The organism is Pseudomonas batumici, from assembly GCF_036585405.1.
Classification (GTDB): Bacteria; Pseudomonadota; Gammaproteobacteria; order Pseudomonadales; family Pseudomonadaceae; genus Aquipseudomonas; species Aquipseudomonas batumici.
On sequence record NZ_CP144470.1, the window covers coordinates 2,488,512 to 2,502,219 of the forward strand.

A 13,708-nucleotide genomic window follows, 5' to 3' on the forward strand; every position below is an offset into this window, starting at 1 on the left:
ACAGGGTTTCGCTGCCGCCGCCTGAGGAGAAAATTAGAAATGACCTTCGTCGTCACCGACAACTGCATCAAGTGCAAGTACACCGACTGCGTAGAAGTCTGTCCGGTGGACTGCTTTTACGAAGGCCCGAACTTCCTGGTCATTCACCCGGATGAGTGCATCGACTGCGCGCTTTGCGAGCCGGAATGCCCTGCTGAGGCTATCTTCTCCGAGGACGAGGTCCCGGAGGACATGCAAGAGTTCATTCAGTTGAACGTTGAGCTGGCCGAAATCTGGCCCAACATCACTGAAAAGAAAGAGGCGCTTCCGGACGCCGAAGAGTGGGATGGTAAACCAGGCAAGATCAAGGACCTCGAACGCTGATTGCACGGCGCTCGACGAAAAGGCCCCTTGCGGGCCTTTTTTGTTTTTCGTGCCGGCACTTTTCTGCAGGCAAAAAAAAGGGGCGGTATGACCCGCCCACATTTTTTCCCTAGTCCCTTTTTTCCCTTTCATCATCCTGATGAATCGCATCCCGCGATGTTCCTTCCAGCGATCTGTCCTTGATCGCCGTGTCTATCCGTCGACACAGGAGCAATATTAAAGACTTTCTGGGGCGCCGCAACTGGATCCAAAATGCCATCTTCTCCACATTGGATCCATTAAAAACACAAAAAAACTATATATTTCAATTATTTAAATGACACACGTGGTAATCGAGACGGCAAATTATCCTCGATCGCTTACGCAAGATGTAAGCAATGACTTACACGCTCAAGCAGGTAAAACAGCAATTCTGGATCCAATCCTGATCTGCGCACTCGGGAGTTCTTCCTCGAAACCGATCAAACCACGCCCATAAAAAAGGCCTCGATCAATGCGAGGCCTGTGAGAGGGATGGGACGATTTCAACTCTGCGGCTTGAGCCCTTGGGAAAGGCCGAACATCAGCAACAACAGGTCATTGCCAGGTTTGGCATCATTCGCCTTGGCTGTACGGGGTAAAGGACAATGCCCGGTACCCGTTGCAGCGGTCAACACCTGGGGACCGGGTTGCTCCCAGGCCACTAGAGCCATGGAGGCCACTGCCAAAGCACCGGCCAAGAATAAACCTCGGGCGACTTCTAACTTCATCACCATAAACCTTTGAAGGTACTGCTGAACAACTACCTTCAACATAGCTCAGTCTTCCCTGGGCAGTGGTGCTCAACGACGAATGGAATCATAGCCGTTTGAGATCATTGCCCGGCGGTCAGCGCTTGTGCAGCACCTGAAAATGCGGCCTGCGATCAGACATCAGGCCCGCGCAGGTCGACATGAAAGCGGCAGCCGTTGGGTTGCATGGTGGTCAGGCTGACGTGCCAGCCCTGGTTTTCGCAGATGCGCTGGACCAGCGACAGGCCCAGGCCAAGACCTTCACCACGTTTTTCGTTACCCCGTACAAAGGGCTGGAACATGGCTTCGCGCTTCTCCTCGGGAATCCCCACGCCACTGTCCTCCACCACGAACCCGGCAGGTTCCAGACTCAGGCGGATAAAACCCCGGTCAGTGTAGTGCAGGGCATTGCGCAGCAGGTTACCCATCACCGCGTGCAGGAAGGTGGCGTTGTAGCGGGTATCCAGGGGGTTGCCGGGATCGACGATCAGCCGCAGGCCCTTCTCTTCGATCGGTGCGCGCCACAGGCCGATCAGGTCATCCGCCACCCGGTTCAGGGAGACCCGCGGCGACATGCTGGCATCCTCGCGCTGAGCCCGGGCCAGCATCAGGAAAGTCTGCACCAGTTCGCGCATTTCCTCGCTGGCCCGGGCAATGCGCTCGACCTGATTACGTCCGCGCGGGTCGAGGGCCGGGTTTTCCAGCAGCAGTTCACAGGAGGTCGCCAGCACCATCAGCGGCGTGCGCAGTTCATGGCTGACATCGCTGGTGAACAGTCGCTCACGGGTCAGGGCGTCGCGCAGCCGACCCAGGGTGGCATCAAACGCCACCGCCAGTTCGCCCACCTCATCGGCGGCATAATCGGGCGCCAAGGGCGGCGCCAGTCCCAGCAACTGATCACGATGGCGCACCTGCCGGGCCAACCGGACCACCGGTGCCATCACCCGTCGGGCCAGGACCCAGCCGAGGAACACCGCCAGGGCCAGGGCCAGGACGAATCCCACCAGCACCACGGCAAACAGCACCCGCTCGCGCTCTTCGAAATCGCTCTGGTCCTGCAACAGCACGTAGCGCCGACCGTCGACCACCTCGACCATGGCGTGGTAGGACAGCTGGTCGCGAAACACTTCGTGGAACCCGGCGTCCAGGTGGCGCAGGTCCCTGGGCAAGGCAAAGTCACCCTGGCCGCCGCTGAAATAGAACAGCTGGTCAGGCTCGGGCCGATGACTCCAGTCGCTGACGCTGTCCATCAGCAACAGGCGCTGGAGATCGCCACCCAGGCCGGCGGAAATCAGCCCTTCCTCGACCAGGTGAACCGTCGCCACGATCCCCAGGGCGAACATCCCCGCCACCAGGGCGCTCATCAGCGCAAAGGCGATGATGATCCGCTGGGCAAGGCTCTGTTTAAACTCCATCGCGGCCTTCGGCCAGGCGATAGCCGACACCATGCACGGTGTGCAGCAACGGCCTTTCGAACGGCTTGTCGATCACCTGGCGCAATTGGTGGACATGGCTGCGCAGGCTGTCGCTGTCCGGGCAATCGTCGCCCCACAGGGCTTCCTCGAGAATTTCGCGGCGTAGCACATGGGGACTTTTCTGCATCAGCACCGCCAGCAGCTTCAGGCCCACGGGGTTGAGCTTGAGCAGACGCCCCTCACGGGTCACTTCCAGGGTGTCGAGGTCGTAGCTCAAGTCACCGACCTGCAAGGCCCGCCGTCCGCCACCCTGGGCTCGACGCAGCACCGCTTCGATACGCGCCGCCAGTTCCGACAGGGCGAACGGCTTGAGCAGGTAGTCGTCGGCACCGGACTTGAAGCCTTGCAGGCGGTCGTCCAGTTGATCGCGGGCGGTGAGCATGATCACCGGCGTGTCGCGCCGGGCATCCTCACGCAGGCGCTTGCACAGGGTGAAGCCGTCGATCCCGGGCAACATGATATCCAGCACGATCAGGTCGTAGTGCTCGGTGGCGGCCAGGTGCAAGCCCGACAAGCCGTCCTGCGCACAATCCACGGTATAGCCTTTAAGCCCCAGGTAATCGGCCAGGTTGGCGAGGATATCGCGGTTGTCTTCAACCAGTAGAATTCGCATGGGTACTCTCTCCGTACGCGGTAACGGCCGTGTCTTGGCCCGCGCAGCTTAAGGGCAAGCCTGTGGCAGCTACAAGCTGAACGATGAAAGCAGCCGCCGTGCCTGTGACTTGCCGAAAAAAAGAAACCCCGCACGAGGCGGGGTTTCTTCATAGCGGGTGGGGCCGACTTACATCATGCCGCCCATACCGCCCATGCCGCCCATGTCTGGCATGCCGCCGCCAGCTGGAGCGTCTTTCTTCGGTGCTTCGGCCACTGCCGCTTCGGTGGTCAGGATCAGACCGCCGATGGAGGAAGCTGCCTGCAGTGCCGAACGAGTCACCTTGGTTGGGTCCAGGATGCCCATTTCGATCATGTCGCCGTATTCGCCAGAAGCAGCGTTGTAACCGAAGTTACCCTTGCCGTTCTTGACTTCGTTGACCACGACGCTTGGCTCGTCACCGCTGTTGGCGGAGATCTGGCGCAGCGGTGCTTCAACGGCACGACGCAGAACAGCGATACCGACGTCCTGATCGGCGTTGTCGCCTTTCAGTTCGCTGATGGCTTGCAGGGCACGGATCAGTGCCACGCCACCGCCAGGGACCACGCCTTCTTCAACGGCTGCGCGGGTAGCGTGCAGGGCGTCTTCAACGCGGGCTTTCTTCTCTTTCATTTCAACTTCGGAACCGGCACCGACCTTGATCACTGCAACGCCGCCGGACAGCTTGGCCAGACGCTCTTGCAGTTTTTCACGGTCGTAGTCGGAGGAAGTCTCGGCAACCTGGGCACGGATCTGGGCGATACGCGCTTCGATATCGCCTTGTACGCCAGCACCGTCGACGATGATGGTGTTTTCCTTGGACAGGGTCACGCGCTTGGCGCTGCCCAGGTGCTCCAGGGTGGTGCTTTCCAGGCTCAGGCCGATCTCTTCGGAGATCACGGTACCGCCGGTCAGGACAGCGATGTCCTGCAGCATGGCCTTGCGACGATCGCCGAAGCCCGGTGCCTTGACGGCAGCGACCTTGACGATACCGCGCATGTTGTTCACGACCAGGGTCGCCAGGGCTTCGCCTTCAACGTCTTCAGCCACGATCAGCAGTGGACGGCCGGCTTTGGCAACGGCTTCCAGGACTGGCAGCATTTCGCGGATGTTGGAGATCTTCTTGTCCACCAGCAGGATCAGCGGGCCATCCAGTTCGGCGACCATGGTGTCCGGCTTGTTGACGAAGTATGGGGACAGGTAGCCACGGTCGAACTGCATGCCTTCAACGACCGACAGTTCGTTTTCCAGGCCCGAGCCTTCTTCAACGGTGATCACGCCTTCTTTACCGACTTTTTCCATGGCTTCGGCAATGATGTCGCCGATGGAGCTGTCGGAGTTGGCGGAGATGGTACCCACCTGAGCGATGGCCTTGGTGTCGGCGCAAGGCTTGGACAGGGCCTTGAGCTCTTTGACGATGGCGATGGTCGCCTTGTCGATGCCGCGCTTCAGGTCCATCGGGTTCATGCCGGCAGCGACAGCCTTCAGGCCTTCGTTGACGATCGACTGGGCCAGTACGGTGGCGGTGGTGGTACCGTCGCCGGCGTCATCGTTGGCACGGGACGCAACGTCCTTGACCAGCTGCGCGCCCATGTTTTCGAAACGGTCTTCCAGCTCGATTTCCTTGGCAACGGAAACGCCGTCCTTGGTGATGGTCGGAGCGCCGAAGCTCTTCTCGATGATCACGTTACGGCCTTTCGGGCCCAGGGTCGCTTTTACCGCGTCAGCCAGGACGTTGACGCCTTTGAGCATTTTCTTGCGAGCGGAGTCGCCAAACAGAACTTCTTTAGCAGCCATGATCGTAATTCCTTGAATACTTTGTCGTAGCGGGAAAAATGAGCGGGAATCAGCCTTCGATAACGGCGAGAATCTCGTTCTCAGCCATTACCAGCAGGTCTTCGCCGTCTACTTTCACAGTGTTGCTGCCGGAGTAAGGGCCGAACACAACCTTGTCACCCACTTTCACGGCCAGCGCACGGACTTCACCGTTTTCCAGCACGCGGCCGGTACCTACAGCGAGAACTTCACCGTGGTTGGCTTTCTCGGCAGCCGAACCTGGCAGCACGATGCCGCCTGCGGTTTTCTTCTCTTCTTCGCTGCGACGGATGACGACGCGGTCATGCAGAGGACGAAGTTTCATTGTCGATCTCTCCTAATTATGGTTTTCAAGGGTCGATATCGATACCGACCTGTTTAGCAAATCCGGCGTTGCCGGTTGCGGCTCGCCAAGCGAACCGCGGAAAGACTGCCTGGCGATTGTCGCCAAAACCTTGCGGTGACCGTTACATAAGGTCACCAAAGGTGATTTCAAGGGCAGGGTGACGTTTTTTTTACCGGGTGCTGGCCGAAAGCGAACACGGCACCCGAAGGTGCCGTGTCGATACAGTGACAATCACGAGTCGCGGTGTTCGAACTCGCCTTCGATCACCTGGGGTTGCCGGTGATTGGTCGGCACCGGACCTGACGGACCACGAGCCTGCAGGTCGTCGGCAAAGGCCCGCTGACGAATGGCCTGTTCTTCTGCACGCCGACGCATCCGGTCGGCCAGCAGGCGGCGAGTCATGGGCAGCAGCAGGACCAGGCCGATGATGTCGCTGATGAATCCCGGCAGCAGCATCAGGCCGCCGCCCAGCGCCAGCATCAAGCCTTCGAGCATGGTCTGGGCCGGCAACTCGCCACGGCTCAGGCTTTCCCGTGCCCGCAATGCCGTGGCGATACCCGCGACCCGCAGGACCAGCACACCCAGCATCGAACCGAGAATGATCAGCGCCAGGGCCGGGAAAAACCCGATCGCGGTGCTGACCTGGAAAAACACATACAGCTCTAGCACCGGAAACAGCAGAAAGAGCAATAGAAAAGCGCGCATCAAATGGTTCCTCTACGGAAGAATGCCTTCCACTTAACCTTAGATGACGTCGACAGTCCGTGAATTCAAGCTGAAGCCGCCGGCTTTTTTGGCCAATGCTGCGCGTGAGCCAGGGAAACCAAGGCCTCGCGAACTTGTATCGGCGTGTTGCAAGGCGTTTCAAAGGGCAACCAGTACAGCGCCTGGCCGATGCGCAAGTGCATGCCCTCGGTGTCGATGCCCGCCAGTTGCGCCGGCACCGCATCCGGCAGGCCGGACAGCGCGACGTAGTGGGCGATGGCCTTGGCATGGTCGCTGTTCATGTGCTCGACCATGCTGGTCTCGGCCTTGCCCGCGAAGGGATTGGCCAGGGTGACCTGATCCAGCCAGTGGATCGCGCCGAAACCGCCGATGTAGCGGTGACGCACCGGCTTGAGCACCCAGAAGTCGAAGTCATGGGCCTGGTGATAATTGCGCGAGTCGGGGAAATAGCGGTAGTAGCGCTCGGCCGCCGCTTCGATCGCCTGGGGATCGCTGAGCTTTTCGGCCTCGGCCAGGTAGGTCAGCCGACCGACCGCCTGGACGTCCTCGGCTTCGCGCTCGCCCACCAGCAGGGAGCACCTGGGGTCCTTCTGCAGGTTGTGGGTGTGCTGGGCGATCCGGCTGATCAGGATCAGCGCCCGTCCCTGGTCGTCAAGGCAATAAGGCACCACGGAGCCAAACGGGAAACCGGGCATGGCCTTGGAGTGCGTGGACAACACCCCCCGGTACTCCTTGAGCAGCAGCTCGCGGGCATTCTTGGTCACTTCAACGCTCACCTTTTGACTCCTTGTGCAGAAACCGTTTGTGCAAAACCGTCGACTGGCCCCGAGGCTTGCGAATGAAAATCGTAACGCAGCCCAACCTGGGCGTCGAGGCGCGGAAAACGGCGAGACACAGGAGGATTCCAGATAAAATGGGCAAAGACCTCAGGATTGCCCCCGATGACTGAAGACAGCGTCGCCGCCGAGAGCCCCGCGCAGATGCGCCGCACCGCCCTGTACCTGACCCTGGCGCAAGTGCCCGAAGGTCGGGTCGTCACCTATGGCCAGCTTGCCGAACTGGCCGGCCTGGGGCGCGCCGCACGTTGGGTAGGGCGAACCCTGAGCCAGTTGCCCGCCGACACACGCCTGCCCTGGCACCGGGTACTGGGTGCCGGCGGTCGGATCAGTTTGCCCGCCGGCAGCCCTTCCGGTGACGAACAACGCGCCCGGCTGCGGACTGAGGGCCTGAGCATTCTGAACAATCGCGTCGATATCAAGCGCCATGGCTGGCGCCCGATAGAGCACAGCGGTTAGAGTGCGCGCTTTGTTTCCGTTAACCTGAGGCAGATTCCAGCCCATGCCCCGTAAAACCTGGCGCGCCGCGCTCGCCGCTTATGCCAGCCCCTCGACACTCGTGCTGTTACTGCTCGGTTTCGCCGCCGGTCTGCCTTATATGTTGGTGTTTTCCACGCTTTCCGTCTGGCTGCGTGAAGCCGGCGTGGCCCGCGAAACCATCGGTTATGCCAGCCTGATCGGCCTGGCCTATGCCTTCAAATGGGTCTGGTCGCCCCTGCTCGACCAGTGGCGCCTGCCGCTGCTCGGCAAACTGGGACGGCGTCGTTCCTGGTTGGTGCTGGCGCAGACCCTGATCGTCCTCGGATTGATCGGCATGGGCTTCTGCGATCCACAGAAGCATCTGTCCTGGCTGATCGCCATCGCTGTCCTCGTGGCCTTTGCCTCCGCCACCCAGGACATCGCGGTGGACGCCTATCGCCTGGAAATCGCCAACGAGAGCCAGCAGGCCGCCCTGGCCGCCAGCTATATGTCGGGTTATCGGGTCGCCGCCCTGCTGGCCACCGCCGGTGCGCTGTTTATCGCCGAAGGCTTCGGCTCCACCGGTTTCAGCTACAAGCATTCGGCCTGGACCGGCACTTATGTGCTGTTCGGCCTGCTGATGATCCCGGCGCTGCTCACCACCTTCTTCATGCGCGAACCGCCGGTGCCGCTGCGCACCCAGCTCTCCGCCGGACGCTACAGCTTCGTGCACCAGCTGGCCTCGGTCTTCGTGCTGATCATCCTGCTGGTGTCGGTCCCGGCGATGTTCACCCAGCTCTACAACACCGATTTCGCCAGCGTGCTGTTCCAAGGCCGAAGCATGCTCGACCTGCTGCTGAAAGACCGTGCCTTCCTGCGCGCCATCCTCTACACCCTGCTCACCACCCTCTGCCTGTCGAGCATGGGCCGCCGTGGCCTGGCACCGGTGCTGACGCCGGTCAACGACTTCATCGTCCGCTATCGCTGGCAGGCCCTGCTGTTGCTGGGGTTGATCGCCACCTACCGGATGTCGGACACGGTCATGGGCGTGATGGCCAACGTCTTCTATATCGACCAGGGCTTCACCAAGGACCAGATCGCCGGGGTCAGCAAGATCTTCGGCCTGATCATGACCCTGCTGGGGGCCGGCGTGGGCGGCCTGCTGATCGTGCGCTTCGGCATCCTGCCGATCCTGTTCATCGGCGGCGCGGCCTCGTCGGCGACCAACCTGATGTTCATGCTGCTGGCTGACATGGGCCCGAACCTCAAGATGCTGATCGTCACCATCTCCCTGGACAACTTCAGTTCCGGCATGGCGACCTCGGCCTTCGTCGCCTACCTGTCGAGCCTGACCAACCTGAAGTTCTCCGCCACCCAGTACGCCCTGCTCAGCTCGATCATGCTGCTGCTGCCGCGCTTGATCGGCGGTTATTCCGGCGTGATGGTGGAAAAGTTCGGCTACCACACGTTCTTCATCATCACTACTCTGATAGGCATACCGACCTTGATCCTGATTGCCCTGCACTGGTTTCAATCCAGTCGTGGCGAAGGCTCGGAACCCGAGGCTGTCGGCGAAGAAAGCCCGTAGACACAGGACGCCGCCGCCCTTCCCCCGGGCGGCGCGGCGACACGCCTGTACGTCGCCGGATCCCCCCCGTACAATGCCCAGTCATTTCAGTCATCAGCAAGCGACAACGGCCAACCATGCGCACCAGTCAATATTTGCTCGCCACACAGAAAGAAACGCCTTCCGACGCGGTCGTGATCAGCCACCAGCTGATGCTGCGCGCCGGGATGATCCGCAAACTCGCTTCCGGCCTGTACACCTGGCTGCCCATGGGCCTGCGCGTGATGCGCAAGGTCGAAGCCATCGTTCGCGAGGAAATGGACGCGGCCGGCGCCCTGGAAGTGCTGATGCCCGGTATCCAGCCGGCTGAACTGTGGCAGGAATCCGGTCGCTGGGAACAGTACGGCCCTGAGCTGCTGCGCCTGAAAGATCGCCACGACCGCGACTTCTGCGCAGGCCCGACCCACGAAGAAGTGATCACCGATCTGTGCCGCAACGAGCTGAGCAGCTACAAGCAGCTGCCGATCAACCTGTACCAGATCCAGACCAAGTTCCGTGACGAAATCCGTCCACGCTTCGGCCTGATGCGCGGTCGCGAGTTCATCATGAAGGACGCCTACTCCTTCCACGCCGACCAGGCCTCGCTGCAGATCACCTACGACCGCATGCACCAGGCGTACTGCAACATCTTTACCCGCCTGGGCCTGAGGTTCCGTCCGGTGGAAGCGGACAACGGCTCCATCGGCGGCGCCGGCTCCCATGAATTCCACGTGCTGGCCGAGTCCGGCGAAGACGATATCGTCTTCAGCAACGGCTCCGACTATGCGGCGAACATCGAGAAAGCCGAAGCCGTGCCACGGGAAACCTTGCGCCCCGCACCGAGCGAAGCACTGCGCCTGGTCGACACCCCTGACGCGAAAACCATTGCGCAGCTGGTCGAAGGCTACAACCTGCCGATCGAAAAGACCGTCAAGACCCTGATCGTCCACGCCGAAGAAGCAGGCAAGCTGATTGCCCTGATCATCCGTGGCGATCACGACCTCAACGAAATCAAGGCCGCCAACCAGCCGGGCGTTGCCAGCCCGCTGGTCATGGCTTCCGACGCCGAACTGCGTGACGCCATCGGCGCCGGTGCCGGTTCCCTCGGCCCGCTGAACCTGCCGCTGCCGATCATCATCGACCGTTCGGTCGAGCTGATGAGCGACTTCAGTATCGGCGCCAACATCGACGACAAGCACTACTTCGGCGTCAACTGGGAACGCGACCTGCCGGTCCCGACCGTGGCCGACCTGCGCAACGTCGTGGCCGGCGATCCGAGCCCGGACGGCAAGGGCACCCTGGAAATCAAGCGCGGCATCGAAGTCGGCCACATCTTCCAGCTGGGCACCAAGTACAGCGAAGCGATGAAGTGCCAGGTACTGGGCGAAAACGGCAAGCCGGTGACCCTGACCATGGGCTGCTACGGTATCGGCGTATCCCGCGTGGTCGCCGCCGCCATCGAGCAGAACAACGACGACAACGGGATCATCTGGAGCGACTCCCTGGCGCCGTTCCAGATCGCCCTGGTGCCGCTGCGCTATGAAACCGAACTGGTTCGCGAAGCCACCGACAAGCTCTACGCCGAACTGACGGCCGCCGGCTTCGAAGTGCTGCTGGACGACCGCGACAAGAAAACCAGCCCGGGCATCAAGTTCGCGGACATGGAGCTGATCGGCATCCCCCATCGGATCGTGGTCAGCGACCGCGGCCTGGCCGAAGGCAACCTGGAATACAAGAGCCGCACTGAGGCCGAGGCGCAAGCCCTGCCGGTCGCCGAGGTGCTGGCGTTCCTTCAGGCCCGTATCCGTCGCTGAGCCCAGATAGAGAGCCCATGTTCAATCGAAGTACCTTAGCCCTCGGGGGCGCCGCCTTGTGCGGCGCCCTGCTGGTCAGCGGCTGCGCCAACCAGATGTCACAACGCAGCGAGCATGAGGAGCGCGTGGAGCGCAAACTGCTCGCCCACAGCCTGCAGATCGATGTCGGCGAGCCCAAGGTTCTTGAGCTGCCGCAACGTCGCGTGCGCATTCACGAGCAGAAGACGTTCGAAGTCACCGAGTTCGACGTCACCCGTCTCTATGAGCGCTACACGCCTTACCAGGGCTGGCGCAAGGTCTATGAAATGCCACTGGGCGCCGTGGTACTGCTCGCCGGTGTCGGTGCCAACGTGGCGAATGTCTTTGCCCTCGGCCACCTGCCGGACAGCGTCACCCATGGCTGGGTCAAGGACGGACTCGACGGCGTCAACCCGTTCATGAACGTCGAGTCCGGTGGTCGTGCCCAGCAGAACCTGACCGAGGTCAAGGAAGTCCAGCGCGACAAGCGCATGGAATACTCAAGCCTGCCGTGGTCCGAACGGCCGGTGGAGGTACTCACCGGCAAGCAGAGCTCGGAACTGACCACCGACCGCCAGGGCGTGTTGCGCCTCAACCTGCTGGACAGCCCCTTTGCCGAGCAGGATCTGAATCGCATCGGCAAGCTGGAGATCCGCGTGGAAGATGCCCAGGGCGAAATCCATTCGGACTCGAGCCTGACCCTCAGCAGCACGCTGCGCGGCAAGCTGCTGGAGGCCCACGACCTGATCTACAACGACCTGGAAGGCGACGACGTCAACCAATGGGTGCATCGGGTCAAACGCCTGTCACAACTGGGGCTGGAGGAAGAAGCCAGCGAACTGGAACAGAGCCTGATCGAACTGACCCGCAACGATCCCGAGTTGCAGCGTGAGTTTCTCAAGACCCTGACCAGAAAAGCCGGCCGACTGGTGGCGGATCCTGGCGCCAATTGAGATCCCGGCGCCAGGCGCTCAGCGGCTGAACAACTCCAGTTGTTCGTGCCCACCGCGCAAATCCTGCAAACGCACACCGATCCCCAGCAAGCGCACCGGCCTTTCCCCTCGGGCAAAGGCCTGGCTCAGCAACTGCCGATAACTCTCCAGATCCCGCCCGGCCCCGGCCTGCTCCAGGGTCGTCTGGGTAAAGTCATGGAACTTCACTTTGACGAACGGTTTGCCGGGTCGATAGCTGCTGTCGAGTCGGGCAATGCGCTCGGCGAGGCTTTCCATCAGCTCGGGTAGTTTTTCCAGGCAACTGGCAAGGTCCGGCAGGTCGGCATCGTAGGTATGTTCGACACTCACCGACTGCCGCCGACTGTCGTTATGTACCAGCCGCTCATCGATGCCCCGGGCCAGCCCCCACAGGCGCTCGCCAAAACTGCCGAACTCGCGGACCAGCGCCAACTTGCTCCACTCGCGCAGTTGCAGGCAATCGACGATCCCCAACCGCCCGAGCTTGTCCGCCGTGACCTTGCCGACCCCATGCAACTTGCTGACCGGCAAGCCGGCGACGAAATCCTCCACCTGGTCCGGTGTGATCACAAACAGGCCATTGGGCTTTTTCCAGTCACTGGCGATCTTGGCCAGGAACTTGTTGGGAGCCACCCCGGCGGAGACGGTGATATGCAATTGTTTCGACACCCGGCGCCGGATGTCCTGGGCGATACGCGTCGCGCTGCCGGCAAAGTGCGGGCTGTCGGATACATCCAGGTAGGCCTCGTCCAGGGACAAGGGCTCGATCAGGTCGGTGTAGTCGCGAAAGATCGCCTGAATATCCTTCGAGGCTTCCTTATAGGCCTCCATCCGCGGCTTGACGATGAGCAGGTCCGGACACAGGCTCAAGGCATGGCGCGACGACATCGCCGAACGCACCCCAAAGGCTCGCGCTTCGTAATTGCAGGTCGCGATCACCCCGCGCCGATCCGCCGAACCGCCCACCGCCATGGGTTTGCCGACCAGGCTCGGGTTATCACGCATCTCGATGGCGGCGTAGAAGCAATCACAGTCGACGTGGATGATTTTGCGTTGTGTCATGAAATCAGGCGTTCATTCAAGGAACGGAAACCGTACAGGCCAGCAGTATCTCACTGACACCTGTATATAGCACCAGTAGTTTGAATCTTCCTCCTGACCCGTAGGAAATAGCGCTTCTGAATTTAATTTCTCAATCGAAAAACATTCGCCAATAGAGCTGAAAGCCTTGCCCGGCATAGCCCAGAGCCTCGCTGCAGCGCTCGCCTTGAGCGCTAAGCATTTGAACAATAAAGGGGTTTTCTCAAATAAGGTTTGACAGCGCGGCGTTTCCCTGTAACATAAGCCCTATCAGACGCGGGATGGAGCAGCCTGGTAGCTCGTCGGGCTCATAACCCGAAGGTCGTCGGTTCAAATCCGGCTCCCGCAACCAAACATCAGAAAAGGCCACTCGAAAGAGTGGCCTTTTTTGTGCCTGCCCGTTTTCGCTCGACAGCCCGAAAAAGCCTTGATTGTCGGACACTTACCGAAACCGGCCGATCAAAACGAGGCTTTGCACATTATTTTGACCAAATGGACCATTAACGGTTGACACTCAGGCGTTCGACTGTAGAATGCCGCCACACAGACGCGGGATGGAGCAGTCTGGTAGCTCGTCGGGCTCATAACCCGAAGGTCGTCGGTTCAAATCCGGCTCCCGCAACCAAACATCAGAAAAGGCTGCTCGAAAGAGTGGCCTTTTTTGTATCCGCCGAAAAAACTTTCATGCAAAACACCGCGGGGTCGATCGAACCCTCGACGAATACCGGAGTCAATGGCTGCACAGGCTAAGCTGAGTTCGCAACATATCCTCTACAAACTGCCCCGGGGCGTGGGTCG

13 protein-coding genes and 2 tRNA genes are annotated in these 13,708 nt (G+C 60.8%); 7 read left to right on the forward strand and 8 right to left on the reverse strand.

What is annotated here, in order from left to right; all coding sequences use genetic code 11:
• The first annotated feature begins 39 nt into the window (after window positions 1-39).
• A complete protein-coding gene (fdxA, locus tag NUH87_RS11240) occupies window positions 40-363 on the forward strand; it encodes a ferredoxin FdxA (protein WP_040064832.1) in 324 nt (107 codons plus the stop codon).
• Between the two features lie 524 nt (window positions 364-887).
• On the opposite strand, the gene NUH87_RS11245 is transcribed toward fdxA, so the two are convergent.
• The 7 genes from NUH87_RS11245 to NUH87_RS11275 form a co-directional block, all read right to left on the reverse strand.
• On the reverse strand, window positions 888-1,112 hold the full coding sequence (locus NUH87_RS11245; protein WP_338526793.1) for a hypothetical protein: 225 nt from the start codon (window positions 1,110-1,112) through the stop codon (window positions 888-890).
• A 155-nt stretch (window positions 1,113-1,267) separates the two neighbouring features.
• Entirely contained in the window at window positions 1,268-2,548 is a 1,281-nt protein-coding gene (locus NUH87_RS11250) for a sensor histidine kinase (RefSeq protein WP_040064831.1), read from the reverse strand.
• Window positions 2,538-3,221, reverse strand: coding sequence for a two-component system response regulator ColR (colR, locus tag NUH87_RS11255; RefSeq protein WP_040064830.1), 684 nt, complete (start codon window positions 3,219-3,221; stop codon window positions 2,538-2,540). The genes NUH87_RS11250 and colR overlap by 11 nt, the downstream gene beginning before the upstream one ends.
• Window positions 3,222-3,389: 168 nt before the next feature.
• Entirely contained in the window at window positions 3,390-5,036 is a 1,647-nt protein-coding gene (gene groL, locus NUH87_RS11260; RefSeq protein WP_040064829.1) for a chaperonin GroEL, read from the reverse strand.
• A gap of 49 nt (window positions 5,037-5,085) precedes the next feature.
• The gene (locus tag NUH87_RS11265) at window positions 5,086-5,379 is read right to left on the reverse strand and encodes a co-chaperone GroES (protein ID WP_040064828.1); all 294 of its coding nucleotides are present in this window, start codon (window positions 5,377-5,379) and stop codon (window positions 5,086-5,088) included.
• A gap of 252 nt (window positions 5,380-5,631) precedes the next feature.
• Window positions 5,632-6,105: an FxsA family protein gene (locus NUH87_RS11270; RefSeq protein WP_338525997.1), complete on the reverse strand. Its 474-nt coding sequence runs from the start codon at window positions 6,103-6,105 to the stop codon at window positions 5,632-5,634.
• Window positions 6,106-6,170: 65 nt separating this feature from the next.
• A complete protein-coding gene (locus NUH87_RS11275; RefSeq protein WP_338525998.1) occupies window positions 6,171-6,902 on the reverse strand; it encodes a HugZ family protein in 732 nt (243 codons plus the stop codon).
• 165 nt (window positions 6,903-7,067) lie between these two features.
• Between NUH87_RS11275 and NUH87_RS11280 the strand changes: the two genes are divergently transcribed.
• The 4 genes from NUH87_RS11280 to NUH87_RS11295 all read left to right on the forward strand — a co-directional run bounded on the left by NUH87_RS11280 (window position 7,068) and on the right by NUH87_RS11295 (window position 11,812).
• The gene (locus NUH87_RS11280) at window positions 7,068-7,421 is read left to right on the forward strand and encodes an MGMT family protein (protein WP_338525999.1); all 354 of its coding nucleotides are present in this window, start codon (window positions 7,068-7,070) and stop codon (window positions 7,419-7,421) included.
• Window positions 7,422-7,464: 43 nt separating this feature from the next.
• Window positions 7,465-9,009 carry an AmpG family muropeptide MFS transporter gene (locus NUH87_RS11285; RefSeq protein ID WP_040064824.1) on the forward strand — a complete coding sequence of 515 codons (1,545 nt, stop codon included), beginning with the start codon at window positions 7,465-7,467 and terminating at the stop codon, window positions 9,007-9,009.
• Window positions 9,010-9,125: 116 nt separating this feature from the next.
• The gene (locus NUH87_RS11290) at window positions 9,126-10,841 is read left to right on the forward strand and encodes a proline--tRNA ligase (RefSeq protein ID WP_338526000.1); all 1,716 of its coding nucleotides are present in this window, start codon (window positions 9,126-9,128) and stop codon (window positions 10,839-10,841) included.
• 17 nt (window positions 10,842-10,858) lie between these two features.
• The gene (locus tag NUH87_RS11295) at window positions 10,859-11,812 is read left to right on the forward strand and encodes a hypothetical protein (protein WP_338526001.1); all 954 of its coding nucleotides are present in this window, start codon (window positions 10,859-10,861) and stop codon (window positions 11,810-11,812) included.
• An 18-nt stretch (window positions 11,813-11,830) separates the two neighbouring features.
• On the opposite strand, the gene dinB is transcribed toward NUH87_RS11295, so the two are convergent.
• Entirely contained in the window at window positions 11,831-12,892 is a 1,062-nt protein-coding gene (gene dinB, locus NUH87_RS11300; RefSeq protein WP_338526002.1) for a DNA polymerase IV, read from the reverse strand.
• Window positions 12,893-13,185: 293 nt separating this feature from the next.
• Between dinB and NUH87_RS11305 the strand changes: the two genes are divergently transcribed.
• Window positions 13,186-13,262 (forward strand) — tRNA-Met (locus NUH87_RS11305).
• A gap of 196 nt (window positions 13,263-13,458) precedes the next feature.
• Window positions 13,459-13,535 (forward strand) — tRNA-Met (locus NUH87_RS11310).
• Window positions 13,536-13,708 lie beyond the last annotated feature (173 nt).

Coding starts and splice junctions, on each gene's coding strand:
- NUH87_RS11285 (WP_040064824.1), top strand. CDS start 7,465: ATGCCCCGTAAAACCTGGCGCGCCGCGCTCGCCGCTTATGCCAGCCCC.
- dinB (WP_338526002.1), bottom strand. CDS start 12,892: ATGACACAACGCAAAATCATCCACGTCGACTGTGATTGCTTCTACGCC.
- NUH87_RS11270 (WP_338525997.1), bottom strand. CDS start 6,105: ATGCGCGCTTTTCTATTGCTCTTTCTGCTGTTTCCGGTGCTAGAGCTG.
- NUH87_RS11295 (WP_338526001.1), top strand. CDS start 10,859: ATGTTCAATCGAAGTACCTTAGCCCTCGGGGGCGCCGCCTTGTGCGGC.
- fdxA (WP_040064832.1), top strand. CDS start 40: ATGACCTTCGTCGTCACCGACAACTGCATCAAGTGCAAGTACACCGAC.
- NUH87_RS11265 (WP_040064828.1), bottom strand. CDS start 5,379: ATGAAACTTCGTCCTCTGCATGACCGCGTCGTCATCCGTCGCAGCGAA.
- colR (WP_040064830.1), bottom strand. CDS start 3,221: ATGCGAATTCTACTGGTTGAAGACAACCGCGATATCCTCGCCAACCTG.
- NUH87_RS11290 (WP_338526000.1), top strand. CDS start 9,126: ATGCGCACCAGTCAATATTTGCTCGCCACACAGAAAGAAACGCCTTCC.
- groL (WP_040064829.1), bottom strand. CDS start 5,036: ATGGCTGCTAAAGAAGTTCTGTTTGGCGACTCCGCTCGCAAGAAAATG.
- NUH87_RS11250 (WP_040064831.1), bottom strand. CDS start 2,548: ATGGAGTTTAAACAGAGCCTTGCCCAGCGGATCATCATCGCCTTTGCG.
- NUH87_RS11280 (WP_338525999.1), top strand. CDS start 7,068: ATGACTGAAGACAGCGTCGCCGCCGAGAGCCCCGCGCAGATGCGCCGC.
- NUH87_RS11245 (WP_338526793.1), bottom strand. CDS start 1,112: ATGAAGTTAGAAGTCGCCCGAGGTTTATTCTTGGCCGGTGCTTTGGCA.